Annotated in this window: 20 protein-coding genes; 10 read left to right on the top strand and 10 right to left on the bottom strand. The window is 69.9% G+C overall.

Annotation, left to right across the window (positions count from 1 at the left end):
• Positions 1-119: 119 nt before the first annotated feature.
• From AB0K12_RS47370 to AB0K12_RS47360, 3 genes are all read right to left on the bottom strand, one after another.
• Positions 120-1031: a LysR family transcriptional regulator gene (locus AB0K12_RS47370; protein WP_364575763.1), complete on the bottom strand. Its 912-nt coding sequence runs from the start codon at positions 1029-1031 to the stop codon at positions 120-122.
• A 52-nt stretch (positions 1032-1083) separates the two neighbouring features.
• On the bottom strand, positions 1084-1704 hold the full coding sequence (locus AB0K12_RS47365; protein WP_364575761.1) for a TetR/AcrR family transcriptional regulator: 621 nt from the start codon (positions 1702-1704) through the stop codon (positions 1084-1086).
• 69 nt (positions 1705-1773) lie between these two features.
• Positions 1774-3156, bottom strand: coding sequence for a HAMP domain-containing sensor histidine kinase (locus AB0K12_RS47360; protein ID WP_364575759.1), 1383 nt, complete (start codon positions 3154-3156; stop codon positions 1774-1776).
• A 378-nt stretch (positions 3157-3534) separates the two neighbouring features.
• Here AB0K12_RS47360 and AB0K12_RS47355 point away from each other — a divergent pair, with 378 nt between their 5' ends.
• The 5 genes from AB0K12_RS47355 to AB0K12_RS47335 all read left to right on the top strand — a co-directional run bounded on the left by AB0K12_RS47355 (position 3535) and on the right by AB0K12_RS47335 (position 9124).
• Entirely contained in the window at positions 3535-4386 is an 852-nt protein-coding gene (locus tag AB0K12_RS47355) for an alpha/beta hydrolase (RefSeq protein ID WP_364575757.1), read from the top strand.
• 275 nt (positions 4387-4661) lie between these two features.
• The gene (locus AB0K12_RS47350; protein WP_364575755.1) at positions 4662-5078 is read left to right on the top strand and encodes a phosphotransferase; all 417 of its coding nucleotides are present in this window, start codon (positions 4662-4664) and stop codon (positions 5076-5078) included.
• Positions 5032-6498, top strand: a complete 1467-nt coding sequence (locus tag AB0K12_RS47345) for an MATE family efflux transporter (RefSeq protein WP_364575753.1) — start codon at positions 5032-5034, stop codon at positions 6496-6498. The genes AB0K12_RS47350 and AB0K12_RS47345 overlap by 47 nt, the downstream gene beginning before the upstream one ends.
• Positions 6499-6738: 240 nt before the next feature.
• Positions 6739-8472 carry a DUF1996 domain-containing protein gene (locus tag AB0K12_RS47340; RefSeq protein WP_364575835.1) on the top strand — a complete coding sequence of 578 codons (1734 nt, stop codon included), beginning with the start codon at positions 6739-6741 and terminating at the stop codon, positions 8470-8472.
• A gap of 310 nt (positions 8473-8782) precedes the next feature.
• Complete coding sequence (locus AB0K12_RS47335; RefSeq protein ID WP_364575751.1) at positions 8783-9124, top strand: hypothetical protein; 342 nt, start codon at positions 8783-8785, stop codon at positions 9122-9124.
• A 658-nt stretch (positions 9125-9782) separates the two neighbouring features.
• On the opposite strand, the gene AB0K12_RS47330 is transcribed toward AB0K12_RS47335, so the two are convergent.
• Together AB0K12_RS47330 and AB0K12_RS47325 are read right to left on the bottom strand one after the other, a co-directional pair.
• Positions 9783-10673: an NAD(P)-binding domain-containing protein gene (locus AB0K12_RS47330; RefSeq protein ID WP_364575749.1), complete on the bottom strand. Its 891-nt coding sequence runs from the start codon at positions 10671-10673 to the stop codon at positions 9783-9785.
• Positions 10674-10781: 108 nt separating this feature from the next.
• On the bottom strand, positions 10782-11381 hold the full coding sequence (locus tag AB0K12_RS47325) for a TetR/AcrR family transcriptional regulator (protein WP_364575747.1): 600 nt from the start codon (positions 11379-11381) through the stop codon (positions 10782-10784).
• 121 nt (positions 11382-11502) lie between these two features.
• On the opposite strand from AB0K12_RS47325, the gene AB0K12_RS47320 reads away from it, so the two are divergent.
• On the top strand, positions 11503-11895 hold the full coding sequence (locus tag AB0K12_RS47320; protein WP_364575745.1) for an ester cyclase: 393 nt from the start codon (positions 11503-11505) through the stop codon (positions 11893-11895).
• Positions 11896-12077: 182 nt separating this feature from the next.
• Here AB0K12_RS47320 and AB0K12_RS47315 read toward each other — a convergent pair whose 3' ends face one another.
• From AB0K12_RS47315 to AB0K12_RS47305, 3 genes are read right to left on the bottom strand one after another with little or no spacing between them, the layout of a single operon-like run.
• Positions 12078-12902, bottom strand: a complete 825-nt coding sequence (locus AB0K12_RS47315) for a carbohydrate ABC transporter permease (RefSeq protein WP_364575743.1) — start codon at positions 12900-12902, stop codon at positions 12078-12080.
• Positions 12899-13792 (bottom strand): sugar ABC transporter permease, encoded by an 894-nt coding sequence (locus AB0K12_RS47310; RefSeq protein WP_364575741.1) that lies wholly within the window; start codon positions 13790-13792, stop codon positions 12899-12901. Before AB0K12_RS47310 ends, AB0K12_RS47315 begins: the two co-directional genes overlap by 4 nt.
• An 8-nt stretch (positions 13793-13800) precedes the next feature.
• Positions 13801-15162, bottom strand: coding sequence for an extracellular solute-binding protein (locus tag AB0K12_RS47305; protein ID WP_364575739.1), 1362 nt, complete (start codon positions 15160-15162; stop codon positions 13801-13803).
• A gap of 146 nt (positions 15163-15308) precedes the next feature.
• Between AB0K12_RS47305 and AB0K12_RS47300 the strand changes: the two genes are divergently transcribed.
• Positions 15309-16394, top strand: coding sequence for a LacI family DNA-binding transcriptional regulator (locus AB0K12_RS47300; RefSeq protein WP_364575737.1), 1086 nt, complete (start codon positions 15309-15311; stop codon positions 16392-16394).
• Here AB0K12_RS47300 and AB0K12_RS47295 read toward each other — a convergent pair whose 3' ends face one another.
• Positions 16395-17060: a TetR family transcriptional regulator gene (locus AB0K12_RS47295; protein ID WP_364575735.1), complete on the bottom strand. Its 666-nt coding sequence runs from the start codon at positions 17058-17060 to the stop codon at positions 16395-16397.
• A 105-nt stretch (positions 17061-17165) separates the two neighbouring features.
• On the opposite strand from AB0K12_RS47295, the gene AB0K12_RS47290 reads away from it, so the two are divergent.
• The gene (locus AB0K12_RS47290; RefSeq protein WP_364575733.1) at positions 17166-18089 is read left to right on the top strand and encodes an SDR family NAD(P)-dependent oxidoreductase; all 924 of its coding nucleotides are present in this window, start codon (positions 17166-17168) and stop codon (positions 18087-18089) included.
• Here the strand turns inward: AB0K12_RS47290 and AB0K12_RS47285 are convergent.
• Entirely contained in the window at positions 18070-18450 is a 381-nt protein-coding gene (locus AB0K12_RS47285; protein ID WP_364575731.1) for a zinc ribbon domain-containing protein, read from the bottom strand. The two genes, AB0K12_RS47290 and AB0K12_RS47285, sit on opposite strands and share 20 nt — an antisense overlap.
• A gap of 308 nt (positions 18451-18758) precedes the next feature.
• On the opposite strand from AB0K12_RS47285, the gene AB0K12_RS47280 reads away from it, so the two are divergent.
• Both AB0K12_RS47280 and AB0K12_RS47275 read left to right on the top strand, forming a co-directional pair.
• Positions 18759-19856, top strand: a complete 1098-nt coding sequence (locus AB0K12_RS47280) for an FAD-binding oxidoreductase (protein WP_364575729.1) — start codon at positions 18759-18761, stop codon at positions 19854-19856.
• A 39-nt stretch (positions 19857-19895) separates the two neighbouring features.
• Positions 19896-21512, top strand: a complete 1617-nt coding sequence (locus tag AB0K12_RS47275; RefSeq protein WP_364575727.1) for a thiamine pyrophosphate-dependent enzyme — start codon at positions 19896-19898, stop codon at positions 21510-21512.
• The last annotated feature ends 307 nt before the right edge of the window (positions 21513-21819 follow it).

The following is a 21819-nucleotide window of genomic DNA, read 5'->3' as shown; positions in this document are numbered from 1 at the left end:
CGTCTATTCGTGTACCGACGTAGGCTGCTAACGCAGGGAAGACCAAGCCTCATGCCCGTGGAGCCAGGACCGGCGTCCTCTCAGCTGAGAGGTTCAGGCTCCTACAGGGGTCAGGCCAGTCAGCGCCGGTGCGGGTCGTCCTCGGGCAGCCAGGCGCCAGGGTCGTGAATGCCGAAGTGGCCGTCGGCGCGCAGGGCCTCCACGACGTCGAGCACCGAGGTGCGATCCTCTCCTCGCCGCCACACCAGCGACCACGTCCAGTAGACCTCCGGCGCGACGATCTGCCGCCGCACCAGATCCGGCGGCAGCGGCGCGGTCTGGCCCTTGGGCGAGTTGATCACCGGGTGGCGGCAGCGGCGTACGTGGTCGAAGAAGGCCGGACCGGTGATCCCGCCGTCGGAGATGCGTACGGCGCGCGCTCCGGTCCGGGCGGCCAGTTCCGCGGCGTAGACGTTCCACGACGACCAGGAGGTGGCGTCGTCATCGAGCAGGATCGCGGTCTCCCGGGCGGAGACGTCGCCGGTGTCGTGACCGGTGGCCACCGCATACAGCCGATCGGCGCCGATGAGTTGCGCACGCAGCCCGCGTTCCGCCAGGTCGGCGGCGCGCACCCAGCAAACCGCCAGATCAAGACCACCGTCGGCGACACGGGCCGCCTGCGTGTGGGACGGCGCCACCCACGCGTCGAGGTGCACCTGCGCCACCGCCGCGGTGCGGGCGCCCAGGTCCGGCGGCAGCCAGTTCACGTAGCCGAGCCGGACCGGCTCGGAGCCGGACAGCCGCCGGGCCCGGTGACGCAGCTCGTCGGCACGCTCCAGCAGAGCCCGCGCGTCCGCGAGCAGCGTGGCCCCGGCCGGGGTGAGTGACACCGAACGACGATCCCGGTCGAACAGGCGCACACCCAGATCTCGTTCCAGCGCCTTGATCTGCTGGGACAGCGAAGGCCCGGCGATCAGCAGCCGCCCGGCGGCGCGGCCGAAATTCAGCTCCTCGGCGACCGCGACGAAGTATCGCAGCTGACGCAGCTCCACTCCGTCATGCTACTGGGCCAGCTGGGAGGCTGCGCCTACCAGCGAACGCGCGTCAGAGCCCGACGGCCGCCTCGCCGGGCGCGCCGGCGCCGAGCAGCGCCAGGCAGCCGGCCCACAGGGCGCCCATCCGCTGCGGGTCGTTGTACAGCTTGGCGAACATGACCTGTCCCTCCAGCTGCGCCACCACCGACCGTGCGGCCTGCCGGGCATCGGACACACCGGCCTCCCCCCGCGCGACGGCCTCGGCGATGACCGCCTCGATCATCTCGACCTGCACGGCGAAGATCTCCTGGAGCCGTACGCGGATGGCCTCTGTCTGGTTGCTCAGCTCCAGCGTCAGGTTGCCGAACAGGCACCCGGCGACGCTGCCGCAGCTGCGCTGCCCGGTACGCATGGTGGCCTCCGTCGCCTCGAACAGCTGCCGCAACCGCTGCAACGGCGGCGCCTGACCGCTCAGGATCCGCTTCCAGTCGCGTTCCTGGGCGGCCCAGTGCTCGTCGATGACCGCCAGGGCGAGGGCCTCCTTGGACGCGAAGAAGTAGTAGAAGCTGCCCTTGGGCACGCCGGCCGCCTTGCAGATCTCCGCTACGCCCAGGGCGGAGTAGCCGCGCAGTTCGATGAGCGTGCGCGCGGCGTCGAGGATCTTCTCCCTGGCATCGCTGGTCCGTCCCATGTCACCAGCGTACGACCCGACGGCTCCCGAATACCTGACCGGTCGGCTAGCAGGTGGCGCATGAGTGTCTCACGCCATGGGCAGGCGCAGGACGATGCGCGCGCCCTGAGCGCTGTCCTCTATGCCCAGAGAGCCGCCGTGCTGCTCAGCGATCTGCCGTGCTATGGGCAGGCCGAGACCGGTTCCCCCGGCGAGCCTGCCACGGGCGCTGTCCAGCCGGGCGAAGCGCTGGAAGACGAGTTCGCGCTTGTCCGCATCGATGCCGGGTCCGTCGTCGATCACCTCCAGGATCGCGACCCCGCGCGGGAATCGCTGCAGGTCGCGCTTGGAGCTGGGGGCCTGCCGTACCTGGATGGTGATGGCGCGGTCGGCGTGCCGCTCGGCGTTGTCGAGCAGGTTCGACAACAGCCGCGCCAGCCGCTGCCGGTTGCCCATGACCATGACCATGACAGAGGGTTCGAGGATGATCTCGACGCTCTTGTCGGTTTCCGCGCGCCGTTCGTGTTCCGTGGTCACGAGTTGGGCGAGGTCGATCTGCTGGGGTTCGCGCTGAACGTCTTCCTGGTGCTGCCGGGCCAGGGTCAGCAGATCTGCCACGATGCGCTCAAGCCGGTCAACGCTGGGCAAGATGGCGTTGCCCACGTTGCTGACGCTGGTGTCCTCGGGCGCGTACAGCGCGTCCTCGACCTCGGCGCGAATCGCGGCGATAGGGGTGCGCAACTCGTGAGAGGCGTCGGTGGTGAAGGTGCGCTGCTGCTCCATCGCGGCCTGGAGACGAGCGAGCGTCTGGTTGACGCTGCCGGCCAGGTCACAGATCTCGTCCTGGCTCTGCGGCATGGCGACACGTCGCTCGGGACAGGTCTCCGTGATCTTGTCGAGCTCCGCCCTGACGGCGCTGACCGGCCTGAGCGACGCGATGACGATCCCCCGTCCGAGCCCGATGATGGCCAGCGCCAGCAACGCCGCTCCCCCGACCACCGTTGCGGCCAGCCACGGCTCGACGTACCAGGGAACCGACGGCCGGGATGTATAGATCGCCCAATTCTGCCCGTCTCGGTAGGCCGGCTGCGCCACCACCTGCTGGCACCGGCCGGGAGGAAATACGCCGCCGCAGACTTCGCCGATGGCGATCTCCATGCGCTCGGGGATGAAGGCTGCCATGACCGGCTTGCCCGCGAGCGTCGGCGTCGACGTGGCGACCGAACCCGTGGGGGTGACCACCTGGACGTTACGGCCCTCATGCTCGACCAGCGGTTCGGACCATCCGTCGTTCTCGACCTTGTACGCCATCTTGCCGCCGGCTGCGGCCAGTTCCGCCACGAGATGCTCGGTGGCGTACCGATGGATGGCGATCATCACCGTGACGGCCAGAAGCGCGCACAACAACGCCGCCGCGGTCGCCGTGAACAAGGTGACGCGCGTGGTGATCGAGAAGTGGTTCCAGGCGCTCATGATCGTCCCCCTATCAGATAAACACACCCGCCAGGAGGGCCCCGGACCCGACAAGCATCCATTCGGTATGCGGCGTCCAAAGGTATCCCTGATGACGGACCACGGGTGGCCCGAAACACCCGTACCCCTGACGGTGACGTGCGCCGACACCGGCGATCCCGGCTGATGCTCGTCGGTTCACTCCATGTGACCTCGGTTCACTTGAAGTTACCGACGGCCGGCGTGTACTCAGTAGTCGGTCGCTGAGACCGACGGCGAGCCCTGCTCCAAGCCGTCGCGCGCCGCCGTCATCGGCGCGCATGACGAGCAGACCCACCCTCGCGGCGAAGACGTGCACCGGTCACGCCTGTTGCCATGACTGTCGAAAGGATGAAACCCATGATGTCTTCCTCCAGCCTCCGCTCCGACCGGCGTCCCCGGCTGAGGACGGCGGCGTTGGCGGGACTTGTGGCCGTGGGCGCGCTCGGTGCGCTCGCGCTGAGCGGGCCCGCCGCCGGTGCGAGCGCACCGGCGGGTGCGAAGCCGACCGTCGTGCTGGAGCATGGCGCGTTCGCCGAGACCTCCAGCTGGAACCGTGTGATCGAGCGCTTGCGCAAGGACGGTTACCGGGTGATCGCCGCTGCCAACCCGCTGCGCGGGCCCGCCGCCGACGCGGCGGCACTGCGCAGCCTCCTGGACCATGTGGACGGCCCGGTGGTCCTCGTGGGTCACTCCTACGGAGGATCGGTCATCAGCACCGCGGCCGCGGGTGACACAAAGGTCAAGGCGCTGGTGTACGTCGCCGCGTTCCTGCCGGACGTCGGGGAGTCCGCACTGGAGCTGACCGGCAAGTTCCCCGGCAGCACCCTGCCCGACACGCTCGACCCCGTCCCGTACCGGCTGCCGGACGGCACCACCGGCACCGACCTCTACATCAAGGCCGGCAAGTACCACCACCAGTTCGCGGCGGACGTACCCGCGAGCGCCGCCGCCCTGATGGCCGCCACGCAACGGCCCATCGCTCAGGCAGCGCTGGAGGAGAGGGCCGCCGTCGCGGCCTGGAAGGCCATTCCGAGCTGGGCGGTGATCGCGACCGAGGACCTCAACATCCCGCCCGCGGCGCAGCGCTTCATGGCCAAGCGCGCGCATTCACGCATCACCGAGGTGCGCGCCTCGCACTCGGTCGCCGTCTCCCACCCCGACGTCGTAGCCCGCGTCATCGAACAGGCCGCCCTCCGTTCGCGATCCTGAGCCGCCACCGGCAGGCTTCAACTCCTCGCCGTCTGCACGATCGCGTGCTTCGCCGCTCCTGCCGCGGCCGCCCTGATCCCCACCAGCCGCTCCTTCTCCCGCCGTTCACGAGATCCCCGGCCGACGTGATGCTCCCACCGGGCACGCGCATGGACGAATCACCGCTGCATGCGCCTGGCACCGCCAGATTCCGTCGCCTATGTCGGCTTTCTGTAGAATCCCCCGGCGGGCGATCGAGCCGAGGCACGGCAAGGGGCGGCCGGACGGGAGTTGCGATGGAGAGCATCACGAAGAACCGGCAGCCGCTCGAGACGCTCCAGGCGATGATCGAGCGAGCCTATGGGAGCACCCAGGTGCCCGGCGGCGACGACTTCGCCGAGGAGATCACGCACGGCTGGTTCAACGTGATCTACCGGATCCGGCTCCGGGACGGGCGCCAGGTCGTGCTGAAGATCGCCCCTCCCGGTCATGTGGCGGTGCTGACCCGCGAGCAGGACATGATGCGCACCGAGCTCGCCGCGATGGCCCTGGTGCGCCGGCCCACCGCGGTTCCGGTGCCGCGGGTCGATCACGCGGATCTGTCGCGGGAGCTCATCGACGCCGGCTACTTCTTCATGGACTACGTCGACGCCGACAACTTCGGCCGTGCGCAGCTGGACCCGCTGGTGGCGCGGTTCGGCCGCACCCGGTGACAGGCTGATGGGCCGGCGCGGCCCGGCAGTGCGTGATCACGCGCAGTCGCTGGGCAGCCGCCCGATCGGGCCGCTGCTGTGGTGGACCTGCTCCCAGACGACGCTCTCGGTGGGCGTCTACGGCATCTACGCGCTCACCAACGCCTGGTTCGTCGCCCGAGGCGTCGGCGAGACGGCCCTGGCGGCGGTCAACCTCGTCGCGCCGATCCTCCTGATCCTGGGCGCGGTCTCGACGACCGTCGGCGTCGGCGGCGCGTCGGTGGTCTCGCGCAGCCTCGGCGCCGGCCGGCCCGATCAGGCCGCACGCGCCGCGGGGAACGCGTTCGTCGTGTTCTGGCTCGTGGCGTCGTCCGTCACCGTGGCAGGTCTGCTCGCGCTCGACCCGCTGCTGGCCGTACTGGGCGGATCCGGCCCGACGTCGGCGTACGCGCGGCCCTACGCGGCAGTGATCATCGCAGGGTCGATCTTCTCGACCGGGTTCTCGGCTCTGGTGCGCGCGGAAGGACGGCTGCGCTTCTCCACGATGTTGTGGGTGCTGCCGGTGCTGGCGCAGATCGTTCTGGATCCGCTGCTGATCTTCGTCTGCGGCCTGGGGGTCACCGGCGCGGCTCTGGGCACGGTCGGCGGCCAGGCGGTGTCGGCCGGCATGGCGCTGTGGTTCTTCTTCGTCCAGCGCGAGCGTCCGTACCGGATCCGGCCGGCCGATCTGCGCCCGCACCCGGCGACGATCGCGGCGGTGCTCGCGGTGGGCGCCCCCTCCTTCCTCGCCGGCTTCGGCGCCACGCTGCTGGCGGCGCTGATCAACACGACTCTGGCCGCGACCGGCGCGGTCGCGCTTACCGCGTACGCGGTGTGCGCGCGGGTGCAGACCTTCGTGTTCACCCCGCAGATCGGCATCACCCAGGGGATCCAGCCGATCGTCGGCTTCAACGCCGGCCGGGGCCTGACCGGCCGCGTCCAGCGCACCCTCACGCTGGCCCTGCGAGCCACCGTCCTGTACGGAGCGACCACCGCGGCACTCGCCGCCCTGCTCGCGCGGCCGCTCACAGGGCTGTTCGTCAGCGATCCGGCGACCACGGCCGTCACGGTCGATGCGATGCGGGTCATCGCGATCGCGTTCGTCTTCGCCGGTGTCCCGCCTCTCATCTCCGCCTACTTCCAGTCCCTCGGCAGAGCCGCGCCGTCGTACCTGATCTCGATCGGCACGCTCGTGATCATCAAGGCGCCGCTCGTCCTGGCGCTCGGGACGCGCGGCCCGTCAGGACTCTGGCTCAGCCTGCCGATCGGTGAGGCGATCTCGGCCCTGGCCGCCGCCGGCCTGCTGTGGAGGTTCGGCCGGCCCAGGACGCGGCCGGCGTCGGGAGCCCGGCCGGGGCAACCGCCGTGGTGCCGGATCTCCGCCCGAGCACGCGCCCGCTGACCTGCGATCCTGGGCCGTCGCGGCACCCAGTGGTGCGGAGCGGAGCAAGTGACATCGAACCTAAGCCGCCGTGCCCCCGTATCCCGTGATGACGATCGGCCGCAACCCTTCCGTTCTGGTGCCTGATGCGTGCGCAGGCCGGGCCGCAGCTACAGAGGGGAGAGAGGGATTGTGATGAGAGTTCGACATAGGTCCCGGATCCGCCGCCGAACCGCGGGCATGCTCACGGCCTTGGCCGTCGTGGGCGGCAGTCTGGCGGTCGGCGCCACGGGCGCGGCGGCGAACGCGACATCCGGCGCGGCCTTCGCGCCGGCCGTCTCCTGCCCCGCCGTGGCCGACAGGGTGGGTGACGTTCCCGCTCGGGCCCAGGCGGAGGTGCAGCGCAACCTGCAGCAGCTGGAGACCCAGATCGCCGAGGCGAACCGGCGGCTGGCGTCCTCTCAGGGACAGGGCGGGCCCAACTTCGTACGGAACGCGATTCTCAGCCCGCTGAAGGACAAACGAACGGCCGCGCTGCAGCGGATCGAGATCGCCTTCCGGCGCGCCGGCGCCCAGGCCCCGAACGGCCTGGACGCTCTGGCCACCTGCTCCGTGCGGGACGACGGCACCGGCAATGGCAACGACGACGGCAACGGCACCGGAAACGACAACGGCCAGCAGGACGACGGCCAGCAGGACGACGGCCAGGACAACGGCGGCGAGACCGGCGCTACCGGTGGGATCACCTGTCCCTCCGTGGCGGACCGGCTGGGTCAGATTCCCGCCCGTGCCCGGGCGGAGGTGCAGCGCAACCTGCGCCAGCTGGAGACCCAGATCGCCGAGGCGAACCGGCGGCTGGAGCGCGCGGCAGGACAAGGCGGCCCCAACTTCGTCCGCAACGCCATCCTCGGACCGCTGAAGGGCAAGCGGACGGCCACCCTTCAGCGCATCGCGCTCGCCTTCCAGCGAGCCGGTGCCCGTGCGCCGGCCGATCTGCGCACCCTGGCGACCTGCGAGGTGGGCAACCCGGGAAATGGCGGCAACAACGGAAACGACGGTAACAACGGAAACGACGGAAACGACGGAAACGACGGAGGTGATGGCGACAACAACGGCGGGCAGGCCAGAGGGCCCGTTGCCGAGGACTTCGTCGACATCCGTTCGGTACGCCCCAACGTGAGAACCCCCCGCACCCAGCGAAACGGCTCCCGAGGCACCTTCAGCGTCGACTGCGGCCGTAACGAGGGGCGGATCTTCAACTCCGACAACGTCATCGTGGCACCGGGCGTGTCCAACGGCGCCCAGCACACCCACGACTACGTGGGCAACGAGTCCACCAACAACCAGTCCACCAACGAGAGCCTGCTCGCCGCCGGCACCACCTGCCGCAACGGCGACAAGTCCACGCACTACTGGCCTGTGCTGAGGGCCCTGGGCCAGGAGGAGTTCGACGCCGACCAGCGCGGCGGCGGTCTCGACCTGAACGTCGGCAAGATCCTCACCCCGGTCCAGGTGCAGATCACGTTCAAGGGCAACCCGGCCGCGAAGGTGGTGCCGGCGCCGCAGTTCCTGCGCATCATCACCGGCAACGCCCGGGTCAACGGAGCCGAGCACAACGCCGGATGGACCTGCACCGGGTTCGAGAACCGCCAGCTGACCGACAAGTACCCGCTCTGCCCGCGCGGCAGCAGGCTCGTCCGGGTCTTCGACTTCCAGAGCTGCTGGGACGGCCAGAACATCGACAGCGCCAACCACCGTACCCACGTCACCTTCCCCGAGGCGGACGGGAGCTGCCCGCAGGGCTTCCAGCCGATCCCGGCGCTGGAGCACCGGCTCGTCTACAACGTGCCGCGCGGCCCCAACTTCGCCGTCGACGGCTTCCCGGAAGAGCTGCACAAACCGATCACCGACCACAGCGACTTCATCAACCTGATGAACGAGCAGCAGATGCAGCGAGTCGTCACCTGCATCAACAGCGGCAGGCGCTGCCGCTGATCCTCGCCGGCAGCGACCGGCGGCCAGGAGCGGGGCGCGGTGTGGCCAGGCGAGCGGCCACACCGGCCTCGTCGCTCCGCGTAGGACCGCGATCAGCGCGAGAAAGGTCAAGAGCATGATGGACGTCCCCCGCCCGCGAGACGTGCGAGATGCCGCGCCGGCGGACACGGTGCGGGCGACCGGCATCGCCAGGAGGCCTCGCCGTGCCGGCACCGTCCTGTCCCTGGCCGTTGCCTCGGCGCTCATGCTCGCCGGGTGCGGCGGTCAAGCCGAGACGGGCAAAGGTACCGGGCCGGCACCCGGGAAGGAGGTGTCACGCACGTACACCATCGAGCAACTGGCCGCCGCGGTCGGCTGCACCGCCACGATCACCCTCAAGGCCATGGACTACCGGCAGGGCGAATGCACCAGCGACGGAATCCCGTACGTGTTCCTCGACTTCGCCACGGCCACGGGCCAGCGCGAGTGGCTCGACTACGCCGAGATGTACGGCGGCCTCTACCTCAGAGGTGATCGATGGGTGCTGTCGGCCAAGTCCAAGTCCTTCATGCGGGAGCTGAGCGGAAAGCTCGGAGGCACGGTCGAGGAGAACGGCGGCCACAGCGGCCACAGCGGCCACGGCGCCTCCGCCTCGCCGTCCAGCACTCACTGATCCGGCCGCCTGGGCCCGCGACAACGCCTGATGAGAGCGAGCCCGCCCTGCCGACCAGGCCGGGCCGGTTCGCGTGATGGACGTGGACGTGCCGTCCAGGGTTAGCGTGGGGGCGAGGGTCCCGCCGAAGCCGGCGTCCGGCTGGGAGCGGGTCTGGGATGCCGCCGCCTCGCGTGCCGCGCGGCCTGCGGTGACCTCGATGAAGGTGCCCGCGGCCCGGGGGGAGCGCGCCTCCCCCCGGCACGCCCGGCCACCGCGACGGGGTCGAGCTCACCCGCCGCGGCCCGCTCGCCGATGGCGACTCCGTCGTCGGTCGAGGTGGCCCTGATCGGGGCCTGTGACGTCAACGTGGACCATCCTCGGTTCGGGCTGTGCGGCTCACGGCTTCAGCAAAACAGCAGGGCGCCTGGTGATGGAATGGAGGAAGTCACAAGGAGTCACGGCGTCATCGGGCTGGTGACGGGCATCGCCAGGGCCGTCGTCCCGGCGGAGTGCAAGTGGCGGAGCCGGACGGCACCAGTCTCCTGGCGATGATCTCGGGCACGGCAGGCGCGCGGCCGGCCCGGCTGCCGTGCTCCTGATCAGGTGATGCGGCGATCCCTGCTGAAGAAGTCTTGGCGACTTCCGCAAGATTCCCTATGGGGGTGTCCGGCCCCTCTCACGCACTGGTCCGGTTGGTCATCGTGGCGATCGTGGCGGTCAGCCCTTCGCCATCACGCCCCTGTGCGAGGAGCGCTTCGATTCTGGCCGCCACCACCGGCAGTCCGCCGTCGCCGAGCGTTTGGCCGCCGCGCAGTTTGATGAGGTGGCGGATGACGGTGAGGTGCTCGGCGAGGGTGGCGGGCCCTGCCGGATAGGTGGCCTGCAGCAGTTCCGAGGCCGTGCCAGGAGCCTCCGTGACCACGTGCCCGAGCTGTTTGACCGCGGTGTCGACGAACTCTGTGACGTCGATGCCCGTTTCCCGCACGGTGTCGAGGGCTCGCAACAAGCCGAGTTGGGCGTCGTACCAGAGACCGAACAGGGTGAGATCCCAGATCGCGGCCGCTTGTGGTGCATCTCCGACGAAGCGCGGCGTGCTCAGCAGCCCGAGGACCGCGCGGTGTCGCTGGAACGCCGACCGAGAGCCGCTGTACAGGATGGTCGCCGCGTCGGTGCCGATCATCTCGGGTGAGGTCTGGATGCCCGCATCAAGATAGGACGCCCCCAAATCAGCCACCCGCTGGGCGGCATGGTGCGCGTCGTCGGCGGTGCCGGTGCACATCGCGATGATCGTTCGCCCGGACAGGTCTCCGTCCAGTTCGGCAAGGCACTGCTGGACGGCGACGTAGTCGGTAAGGGTGAGCAGGACCAGCGTGGCGGAGGATGCCGCTTCCTTGACCGATCCCGCTGGCAGTGCCCCGGCCTTGACCAACGCGGCGGTGCGGCCGGCGGTACGGTTCCACACCACCACGTCATGGTCGTCCGCGAGCAGACGACGTGCTACGGCAGCGCCAATGGCGCCTGCGCCGATCACGGCAATCCGGTGCTCAGAAGCCTTGATTTTCGTCACGTGGCGATCCTGCAATCTCAACCTCACTTGAGGTCAAGACGCCGGTTGCACCCCTACCCGCTTTGCCCCATGCCGCAGCGCGCCCTACGTGTTTCGGGGCCTGTGTCGTCAGGCGGGTGGCCAGTTCCGCAAGGCTGCATCGGCCACCTGCTGGAGGTCCTCGCATGCCGCGCCGCCGGCTGCCTGTACGGCAATGCCGTTCGCGATCGTCATGACATAGCGGGCGATTTTCTCCGGGTCTGCGCTGTCGGGCAGGTCGCCCGTCTGGACGGCCTGCCGGAACCTGTCCCGGAGCAGTGTCTGGCCGTGGGCGCGCCACTCGGTCAGGATGTCGCGGGCGGTCCGTCCGGCCCCGCCGGCGGCCAGTGCGCCTTGGACGCCCATGCAGCCGGCGGGGAGTCCTGGCATGGTGCCGGAGCGGGCGGCGCCGGCGAGGAAGGCCGCGGCGACCTCTCGAGCGGTGGGTTGCCGCAGCGCCTCGGCGACGTAGGCGCCGGGGCCTTCCGCATAGCGCCGCAACGCCTTGCGGAAGAGGTCCTCCTTGTTGCCGTAGGCCGCGTACAGGCTCTTACGGGAGATGCCCATGGCCTCGGTCAGGTCGGTGAGGCTGGCACCTTCGTAGCCCTGCGCCCAGAAGACCGTCATCGCCTTCTCGAGCGCCGCCTCGGCGTCGAATGCCCGGGGACGGCCGATCTGTGACGCGTGCACCTTCCGATCCTACCGTTTTGACACCGTCCGGTGCCGAACTGGTACCGTCCTATTATGCACCGATCGGTGCGGAAATTTCTGCAGCTCACCGCTCCTTGCGGCACAAGAGAAGAGGATCGCCATGTCCGAGAGTGATCTGCGTGACTGGTACATGCGCTACGCCGAGGCGCTCAACGCCCACGAGTTCGACCGCATGGACGAGTTCATCAACGACCAGGTACTGCTCGGCGGTCAGCCCGGCACCCGCGAGGACGTCGTCACGGTCCTGAAGGGGATCGCCGACGCCGTCCCGGACATCCACTGGGACGTCGATGAACTGCTGATCGACCGGGACGGCATCGCCGTCCGCGCCATCAACACCGGCACCCCGGTGAAGGAATGGCTCGGCGTCCCGCCCACCGGCGCCTCGTTCGAGATCGTCGAGTACGCCATCTACAAGGTCCAGGACGGCCGGTTCGCCCAGATGACGAACCTGCACGACTCCGCCGAGATGCTCCGGCAACTGACCGCATGACCAACGAGAGGCTCTGATCGGCCGCCAGCCGTTGTGAGCCGTCCAGTCCCGCTGGTTGTCCACCAGTTCCCCGCAGAAGCGCGCACACCGCCGACCAACCCTTCGGGCAGGTTCCGGGCTTCTTCCTGCGCTCGGTCACCCGTCGTGGACCATGACGCCGGTGGCAGCGCGACGCTCATCGGTCAGCCCTTCAGGGAGCCCTGGAGCAGGGCCTTGACGAAGTGACGCTGGAAGACGAGGAAGATCACGAGCGTGGGCGTCAGGATCAGCAGCGATCCCGCGCACAGCAGCGGGATGTCGGTGCCCCACTGCCCCTGGAAGGCGCCGAGCGCGCCGGACATCGTGCGCTTGGCCGGGTCGTCGACCAGGACGATGGCCAGCAGGAACTGGTTCCAGGTCCACAGGAACAGCAGGATGGCCAGGGACGAGATCGCCGGCATGGCCAGGGGCACGTGGATGCGCCGGAACAACTGCCACACGTTGGCGCCGTCCATGCGGGCGCTTTCCGACAGCTCCCCCGGCATGTTGACGAAGTGCGCCCGCATCCAGAAGACGGAGAACGGCATGAACAGGCCGATGAGCGGCAGGATGATGGCCCAGCGGGTGTTCAGCAGTCCCATGTCGCGGATCTGGTAGTACAGCGGCGTGATGATGCCCTCGAAGGGGAGGGTCAGGCCGAGCACGAACAGCAGGAAGACGATGCGTCCGCCGATCACGCGCAGGTGACCGATGGCGAAGCCGGCCATGGTGCCCAGCAGGATCGAGATCGGCACCACGCCCAGCACGATGAGGACGCTCGACTTCAGCAGCTCGGCCATGTTCGCTGCCTCGAAGGCCCGCAGGAAGTTGCTCCACTGCGGGTCCTGCGGCCACGCCAGCCCGGCCGGATAGGTGCCCGAGGGGTGCAGGGCGGTGACGAACAGGCTGAGGAACGGCAGGAGCGTGACCGCCATCATGGCGATGAGCAGCAGCCGGCCGGTCCAGGCCTCCCGGCCCGCGATGATCATCGGTTGTCGTCCTTTGTGAACCACTGGATGGGAAGGGCGCAGGCGATCACGAGAAGCATGAGCACGACGGCCAGGGCCGAGGCGGTGCCCACCTCGCGTTCGGTGAAGGCGAGGTAGAAGATCTGCAGGCCCGGCACCATGGTCGTGTTGCCGGGACCGCCCTGAGTCGCGATGTAGACGATGTCGAAGCTGGCCAGGGCGGCGATCACGGTCACGGTGACGCAGACCGCGATCTCCTGTCGCAGGCTGGGCACCGTGATGGAGACGAACTCCCGCCACGCCCCGGCTCCGTCGAGGCGCGCGGCCTCGTACAGCGCCGGGTCGATCTTGCTCATGCCGGCCAGGAGCAGCAGCGTGCAGAGGCCGAGCAGCACCCACGCGCCGATCATGCCGACCGCCGGCAGGGCGGTGGCGAAGTCGCCCAGCCAGGCCCTGGTCACCCCGCCGAGGCCGACGAGCGAGAGCAGCTGGTTGACCACTCCGGTGGAGGCCAGCAGCCAGCTCCACGCGATGCCCGCGGCCACCAGCGGGATGACCTGTGGCAGGAACAGCACGGTCCGCGCCACGAGGGCGAGCCTGCTCGCGGCGATCCGGCGGATCGTGGCGGCGATCGCGAGGCCCAGCACGACCGGGATCACGCTGAAGAACACGATCAGCTGGAAGGCGTTGATCAGCGAGTCGAGCAGGTCGGGGTCGGTGAAGACCGTGCCGTAGTTCGCCAGCCCCACCCAGGTGGAGGCGCCGATGCCGTTCCACTCGTACAGCGAGTACTGGACGGTCAGGGCGATCGGGCGCAGGACGAACACCGCGTAGAAGGCGAGCGCCGGGACGACGAACAGCCAGCCGGCCACGCCGCGGGCGCCGCGCGGCCGGCGCGCGGGCCGGGCCATCAATGTGATCAGTTCCCTTCGAGCTGGCCGGCGTAGTCGGCCTGGACCGTCTTCAGCAGGTCCTGCGGCGTCTGCTGGCCGGCCACCAGCTTCTGCAGGTTCGGCGTCCAGCTCTTGGCGTAGATGGCGCCGGTGGCGTTGGCGATGAAGTCCATCGCGCCGTCGTCCTCGGCGATGTCCGCCCCGGCCGCCAGGGTCGCGGCGGTGACCTTGTCCTCGCTGACGGCCGGCATGTACGCGTCGGCGGGCCCCATCGGGCGCGACCCCCCGACCTCGACGCCGATGTCGCGGGCGCGCTTGTCGGTGGCCACCCAGTTGAGGAAGAAGGCGGCGCAGTCGGCGTTCTTCGCGCCGGCGGCGATGCCGAAGGTGAGCGGGGCCGACATGGCGGCGCGCTTGCCGCCCTCCTCGGCCGGCGGCATCAGGGTGAAGCCGACGTCGCCCGCCATCTGCTTGTCGAGGTTGCCCGACTCCCAGTCGCCGTTGAACATGAACAGGCCCTGGCCGTCGATGAAGCGGCTCATCATGGTCGCGTAGTCGACCGCGTTGACGTCCTTCTGGAAGTAGCCGGCCTTGATCCAGCGCTCCAGGTGCTGGACGGCCTGGAGGTTGGACGGGGTGTCGATCGTGGCGCCCGGCTTCTGATAGATCCAGTCGTTGATCGGCGCCGCGGGGCCGTAGGAGGCCATGAGGTTCTGCAGCGGGAAGGCCAGGCCGCCGGTGGCGCCGCCGTTGAACTGCACGATGGGCGTGATGCCGGCGTCCTTGGCCTTCTTCAGCGCCTGGTCGAGCTCCGCCAGGGTGGCGGGCGGCGTGGACATGCCGATCTGGGCGGCGAGCTTCTTGTTGTAGAAGAGCCCGGTCATGCTCATGTTGAGCCCGAGTGCGTACAGCGAGCCCTCGCCGCGCGGTCGCCCGCCGGGTCCGAGGCGCAGTTGTTCGAGCTGCGAGGCCGGCCAGGTGTCCCAGCCGAACGCGGTGGCGTAGCCGTCGAGGTTCTTCAGCAGGTCGTCCTTGACCAGCTCGGAGACCTGGGGCAGGCGCATCAGGTCGGGCGGGTTGTCCGCGAGCACCCGGGGCGCGTTCTGCGTGATGACCGCGAACTGGTCCTCGCGGATGTTCCACGTGACGTTCGGATGTTGCTTGGTGAACTCCGTGGTCAGCGCCTTCGGCAGCGGGAAACCCGTCTCGAAGTAGGCGTTCAGCGTGATCGGCGCGGTGCCGCAGGTGGGCGCGGCGGACTGCGGCGCCGCGCTGGTGGCCGCGGGCCGCGGGCTGTCGCTGCCGGGGGCCGCGCAGGCGGCGGCGAGCGTCCCCATGGCGATCACCAGCGCGGCGCCGGCCCTGCCGGGGCGAACTCGACGAGCCATGTGCATCTCCTTGGCCGCTGGGGACGACGGCACCCCGGCCGGCCTCCGGAGTCCGTTGCTAAATCGGGTTAGCGCCCGATAGTCTCACCACGCGCGTCGTAGCATGTCAACCCCTCGTCACACACTCTTGACGATCGGAGATCTGGGTGAGCCCACGACGGGTCACGCTGGCCGATGTGGCCAAGGCTGCGGGCGTCTCCCGCACGACCGCCTCGCTCGTGCTGTCCGGCCGCGGCCGCGAGCTGCGGATCTCCCAGGACGTCGAGCAGCGCGTGCTGCGCGCCGCCGAGGAGTTGCAGTACCGGCCCAACATCGTCTCCGTGGGCCTGCGCACGGGCATCAGCAGGACGATCGGTTTCGTCTCCGACACCGTCGCCACCTCACGGCTGGCGGGCGACATGATCAAAGGAGCCCTCGAGGCCGCCCGCGAGCGCGGCTTCATGCTGTTCATCGGCGAGACCGAGGGCGACGCCGAGCTCGAACGCCTCCTGCTGCAGGCCATGCAGGACCGCCAGGTCGACGGGCTCGTCCTGGCCTCGATGTTCACGCGCACCATCACGGTGCCGAAGGCCGTCACCGCCGCGCCCACCCCCCTGCCCGCCGTCCTGCTCAACGCGCTGCCCGACCGGCCCACTCCCCTGCCCGCCGTCCTGCCCGACGAGATCGAGGCCGGCCGCCACGCCGCCCGCGTCCTGCTGGACGCCGGTCACCGCGACGGCGTCTACCTGATCGGCGCCGGCCCCGGCCCGGGCGACGTCCCCCAGCAGAGCGTCGCGGCGGCGGAGCGGCTGGCCGGCATCCACGAGGCGCTCGGCGAGGCCGGGGTCAAGGTGGCGGGCGCGCGTACCTGCCCCGACTGGCTGCCGGAGTACGGGCTCGCCGCGACGCGCGACCTGCTGCGGACGGTCCGGCCGCGCGCCCTGATCTGCTTCAACGACCGGATCGCGATGGGCGCCTACCAGGCGCTCGACGACTTCGGGCTCAAGGTGCCCGCTGACGTCTCCGTCGTCTCCTTCGACGACCATCCCATCGCCTCCTGGGTGCGGCCCCAGCTGACGACCGTGGCGCTGCCCCACTACGAGCTGGGCCGCAAGGCGGTGGACGTGCTGTTCGCCGAGATCGAGCGCGACCGCGCGGACGCCGGGCGGCCGGGCCGGGTGCATCGGGTGCCGATGCCCGTCCGCGCGCGCGAGTCCGTCGCCCGGCCGCCCGCCGCAGAGCCCCTCGGCTGATCAGGGGCGGGGCAGCACGCCGAGGAGTGTCGCGGTGAGGGCCATGTTCAGGGCGTCGCGCAGCTGCGGGTGGAAGCGGGCCAGGTCGGGCTCGGCCTGGTAGGCGGCCTGCAGGCTGGGCGGGGGCGTGTCGTACGGCGACAGCGCGCCCGCCAGCACCATGGCCTGCAGGCTGAACAGGGTCGCGTTCGCGCCCAGCTCCGGCAGGTGTCTCCGGGCGAGGGCGGTCAAGGTCTCCAGGCGCTGCAGGGAGGCGCGCTTGTAGCGGGTGACGACCTCGACGGAGACGTTGCGTTCCAGGACGCTGCCCTGCGCGCCGAACAGGTCGCACAGCACCGTGCGGCTCGCGAGCGAGCGGCTGAGGATGCCGGCCACCGCCGTCGCCCGCTCGGGCATGGGCAGGTCGTCGCCGACCCCGGCGGCCAGCTCGCCCTCCAGCTCCACCAGCCATTCCCGCAGGAAACGGTCGAGGAGTTCGAGCAGCACGGCCTCGCGGGACTCGAAGTAGCGCAGCACGTTGGGCTTGGCCAGGCCCGCGCGGCGGCTCAGCTCGTTGAGGGTGACGTCGGCGACGGGCATCTCGTCGAGCATCGCCGACGCCGCGTCGAGGATCGCCCGCCGGCGGATCTCCCGCTGCTCTTCCGTCCGGGCCCGCTGGAAACTCACGTTCGCCAGCCTAACTTAAGTACCGTTGGTACGTTGACACCGTACCAACGGTACTTTACCGTCATGTGCGGAAGATACCTTCGGTACGTTAGATGGGAGCCCGGCATGGGCGCGAAATGGACGACGGCTGACATCCCCGACCAGCACGGGCGCGTCGCCGTGGTGACCGGAGCCAACACCGGACTGGGCTACGAGACCGCCAAGGCACTGGCCGAGCGCGGGGCTTCGGTGGTCCTCGCCGTACGCGACACCGCCAAGGGCGCGCAGGCGGCGGCTCGTATGCGCGGAGACGTGACCGTCCAGGAGCTGGACCTGACCTCGCTCGACTCCGTACGCACCGCCGCCGCCGCGCTGAGGTCCCGGCTCGGCCACATCGACCTGCTGATCAACAACGCGGGCGTCATGTACACCCCTCGCCGGACCACCCGCGACGGCTTCGAGCTGCAGTTCGGCACGAACCACCTCGGCCACTTCGCGCTCACCGGGCTGCTGCTCGACCTGATGCTGCCGGTGCCCGGCTCCCGCGTGGTGACGGTCAGCAGCACCGGTCACCGCATCAGGGCCGCGATCCACTTCGACGACCTGCAGTGGGAGCGCTCGTACAGCAGGGTCGGGGCCTACGGCCAGTCCAAGCTGGCCAACCTGCTGTTCACGTACGAGCTGCAGCGCCGGCTCGCCCCGCACGGCACCACCGTCGCGGTGGCCGCGCACCCCGGCGCGTCCAGCACCGAACTCGCCCGCAACACTCCCGCACTTCTCCGGCCCGTGATCGACGGGCTCGCACCGCTGGTCCTCCAGAGCCCCGCGATGGGCGCCCTGCCGACCCTGCGCGCCGCCACCGACCCCGCCGTGCTCGGCGGCCAGTACTACGGCCCCGGCGGACGCAACCAGATCATGGGCCACCCCCGCCTCGTCACCTCCAGCCCGCAGTCCTACGACATGCCGCTCCAGCAGCGGCTGTGGGCCGTCTCCGAGGATCTCACCGGAGTGACGTTCGGTTCGGAGAACCTCAGTGATTCTCTTGCCTGATTCGCTGGCATCTGCCCGGCCGGAGCCTGGTCTTACATCGCCTCCACAGGCGTTCAGCGTCTCCGGGGAACTGCCCGGCGACGTGGAACCAGGCCGCTTCCTGCTCGAGCGTCATCGCATTGAGCAGGTTGCGGGCCGCATTGACGTCCCGGTCGTGCTCGCGACCGCACCCGCACGTCCACACCCGGTCCGCCAAGGTCACAGCCTGCGGTGTGACGACACGCCCCGCCTGCCGCTCGAGGTCCGCCTTCTGGCCGGCGCTCGAGACCCGGCAGCACGCCACGGCCCGCCCGCCCCTGCCGGCGGGCTGCTCGAGCACCAGGTATCGGCCGGTCGCGGTCTTGACGACCCCGACCGGCATCGTCCCGTCCCGAGCCCACTTCCAGGCGGTCCGGTAACGGACGCCGTTCCGCCGGGCCCATTCGGAGAGCCTCACACGCTGATCATCACAGACGAGAACAGAGGAACACTGATGATTGCGCTATCAGCTGGCCGCCCCATGCTCATCGGCTCCCCCGCCACCGCCTCCCCCTCGCGCAGCCGCAGAAAACAACTGCTCTGGGCCGGGTCAAGCCTTGGTCCCGGGCGGGCTGGGAAGCTCCGACACCGGGTACGAGAGCGGTCGGGCCCCCGATCGCAAGCAGACACGATCATTCAGGGGCTGGCGCGATGGACGTGCGGGAGCTCACCAACCTGCCGACACCGGACTTCACCTACGATCCGAGCGTGCCCGGGGCGTGCGTCACCGGGGTGCGGCCGTATCGCAAGGGAACCTTCCGGCTGAACTCCGAGCAGGTGTCCGGCCGGTTCGTCGTGCACAACTACGGCCACGGCGGCGCGGGCATCTCGTTGAGCTGGGGTTGTGCGGCCAAGGTGAAGGACATTGTCCGCCGGTTCCTTGCCGGCTCGCCCCAGACGGAGGTCGCGGTGCTCGGCGCAGGCGTCATGGGCCTGACCGCCGCCACGATGCTGCTCGACCTGGGGCTCAAGGTCACGATCTACGCGGATCGCAAGCCGGTGAAGACCACGTCGTTCAAGGCAGGCGGCCAGTGGGCCGTCTCCGTCGTCGAGACCGCCATGAACCAGCAGGACCTGAAGGCGATCATCAAGACGTCCTACACGACCTTCAAGGACAGCATCGGCAAGGGCTTCGGCGTCTCGGAGCGGCCCAACTACTGCCCCAAGCCGGCTGAGGGCCTGGACATGGTGCTGGAGCTCCTGCCCGGCCTGCTGCCGGCCCGCCAGAGACTGAGCCGCCTGCCGTTCCAGAATCACACCCAGCCGGGATTCCTGTATCAGACGCTGCTGGTCGAGCCGCCCATCTTTCTCCCGCGGCTGGAGTGCGACCTGAGGGCGCGCGACGTCACGTTCGTGGACAAGACGTTCACCAGCAAGGCCGACATCTTCGCGACGGCGCCACAGAAGATCATCGTCAACTGCACCGGGATGGGCGCGAAGAAGCTGTGGAACGACACGAAGATGGTCGGGGTCAGAGGCTACCTCGCGATGTTGCCGGCGCAGCCGGCCCTGGAATACCTCTACAGCCGTAACGGCTACATGTTCCCGCGCTCCGACCACGTCGTCATGGGCGGCACGCCCGACTGGGACGAGGAGGACGAGGACCTCAACCCGGCCGAGTGCAAGGAGCTGGTGAACATCATCGCCGCCGCATTCGGTCGAGCGGCGCCCGTGCCGATGCCCATGAACCACATCGACCACCCCTGCAACAGGCGGCTGGTCGACCCCAGGCTCTCTGTCTCCGACTGACCGATCCCCGCCCCGGCGGGCCTGCACTGGAGCGCCATCGTGGCTTTCACCGTCGCCGACTACGTGCTCAAGAGGCTGACCCAGCAGCGCGTCGACACGCTGTTCGGCGTGCCCGCCGCCTACGGCGCGGGCCTGTTCGACGCGGCCGGCCGCAACGGCGTCACGTCGATCGTCACCGCGAGCGACCTCGAGGCCGGGTACGCGGCCGACGGCTACGCCCGGGCCAAGGGGCTCGGCGCGGTCGCGGTCGCCAACGGCGTCGGCACGCTCAGCATGGTCAACGCCATCGCCGGCGCCTTCGTCGAGCGCAGCCCGGTCGTCGTCGTCAACGGCGGCCCCAACGCGACGAACCTCGCCAACCTCAAGGACTTCGACGTCCTGTTCTCGCACTCGACCGGGCAGCCCGACCACGACCTGAGCACGTACCGGATGGTCACCGCGAGCGCGGCGCGTGCCGGGACGGCCGCCGCGGTGCCGGGCGTGGTCGACGCCGCGATCGCCACCGCCGTCAAGCGCAAGCGGCCGGTCTACATCGAGATCAACAGGGACATCTGGACGGCGTCCTGCCCGGCCCCGTCCGGGTCCCTGCCGGTCACCGAGCCGCCGGCGGGCACCGAGGAGCAGCTCGCCGGCACGATCGCCGGCCTGGTGCGCGCCGCGACGAAGCCGCTGATCCTGGTCGGCATCGAGGTCCAGCGCTACGGGCTCGCCGACAAGGTCGCCGACCTGATCGCCAAGCTCGGTGTGCGCTGGTCGGTCCAGTTGCCGGCCAAGGGAGTGCTGCCCGAGCAGGGCGCCGGCTGGGTCGGCGTCTACGCCCCGCCGCACTCGCAGCCCGCCGTGAACGCCGTCGCGCAGGCCGACCTGCTCGTGATGCTCGGCTGCGTGTTCCCGAGCAGCTACGCCACGCTGATTCGTACCGGCACGAACCGCATCATCACCGCCTACGACGGCAAGGTGAAGATCAAGAACGGCGCCAAGCAGAACGCGCAGCTCGGCGCCCTGGTCACCGCACTCGCCGCCGAGGCCGCTACGGCGGCGCCGCGACCGGTGCCGGCCGGCGTCGACCCGGTCACGCCCGCGTCCGCGAGCCCCCTGACCTATCGCCGCGTGTTCGAGCGCATCGGCGCCGCGCTGGACCCGTCCTGGCTGGTGATCCCCGACACCTTCCTCGGCATCCACTCGGCCGCCCACCTGCCGATCAAGGGCCGGGACGGCTTCCTGAGCGGGGCCGTGTGGGCCTCGATCGGGCACTCGGTCGCGGCGGCGGTCGGGGCGTCGTTCGGCTCGGCCCGCCGCCCGCTGGTCATCTGCGGCGACGGCGGCTTCCACATGACCGCCCAGGCGCTGTCCACCATGGTCCGCTACGAACGCAACCCGGTCGTGGTCGTGATCGACAACGGCATCTACGCCTTCGAGCAGTTCCTGCTCGACGCCGACTACTTCAGCGACCCCGCCACCCGGCCGAAGCCGTACGTCGTCCTCAACCGCTGGGACTTCGTCAAGTTCGCCAACGGCCTCGGCGTCCAGACCGCCCAGGCCGTCACCACCGCGGCGGCCCTCGACGAGGCGCTCGCCACAGCGAAGGCGTCCAACGCGCCTGCCCTGATCGTCGCGAAGATCGACTCACGCGACCTGCCCGCGGAACTCGACTGACACCGATCGCCTCCAGCCGCGGCCCGTCAGCTGGACGCGACGGAAAGAGTCCAGGGTGCTGGTGATGGGCTGGACGGGGAGCATCCTGCTGTCGCAGGATCTTCGTCACATGGGAAATGAAGGCGATGACCGCGCCCAGCGAGACCAGGCCGAGCCCGAATCCTGCCAGCAGGGCGAGATCCGGCAGCGGGCGGTCCTTGTTCGGAACGCAGCTAGTGCTGTGACCGGAAACGATCACCGGGTTGGCGTGTAAGACAGTCCTGCCGGTTGGATGATGCTGATCACGCGCGATCGGCATTCAGGAGGC

The sequence above is a fragment of the Nonomuraea sp. NPDC049419 genome (assembly GCF_040676995.1).
Lineage (GTDB): Bacteria > Actinomycetota > Actinomycetes > Streptosporangiales > Streptosporangiaceae > Nonomuraea > Nonomuraea salmonea.
This window is presented reverse-complemented; position numbering and strand designations above follow the sequence as displayed.

Coding starts and splice junctions, on each gene's coding strand:
- AB0K12_RS47365 (WP_364575761.1), bottom strand. CDS start 1,704: ATGGGACGGACCAGCGATGCCAGGGAGAAGATCCTCGACGCCGCGCGC.
- AB0K12_RS47360 (WP_364575759.1), bottom strand. CDS start 3,156: ATGAGCGCCTGGAACCACTTCTCGATCACCACGCGCGTCACCTTGTTC.
- AB0K12_RS47355 (WP_364575757.1), top strand. CDS start 3,535: ATGATGTCTTCCTCCAGCCTCCGCTCCGACCGGCGTCCCCGGCTGAGG.
- AB0K12_RS47350 (WP_364575755.1), top strand. CDS start 4,662: ATGGAGAGCATCACGAAGAACCGGCAGCCGCTCGAGACGCTCCAGGCG.
- AB0K12_RS47320 (WP_364575745.1), top strand. CDS start 11,503: ATGTCCGAGAGTGATCTGCGTGACTGGTACATGCGCTACGCCGAGGCG.
- AB0K12_RS47315 (WP_364575743.1), bottom strand. CDS start 12,902: ATGATCATCGCGGGCCGGGAGGCCTGGACCGGCCGGCTGCTGCTCATC.
- AB0K12_RS47310 (WP_364575741.1), bottom strand. CDS start 13,792: ATGGCCCGGCCCGCGCGCCGGCCGCGCGGCGCCCGCGGCGTGGCCGGC.
- AB0K12_RS47305 (WP_364575739.1), bottom strand. CDS start 15,162: ATGGCTCGTCGAGTTCGCCCCGGCAGGGCCGGCGCCGCGCTGGTGATC.
- AB0K12_RS47290 (WP_364575733.1), top strand. CDS start 17,166: ATGGGCGCGAAATGGACGACGGCTGACATCCCCGACCAGCACGGGCGC.
- AB0K12_RS47285 (WP_364575731.1), bottom strand. CDS start 18,450: ATGCCGGTCGGGGTCGTCAAGACCGCGACCGGCCGATACCTGGTGCTC.
- AB0K12_RS47280 (WP_364575729.1), top strand. CDS start 18,759: ATGGACGTGCGGGAGCTCACCAACCTGCCGACACCGGACTTCACCTAC.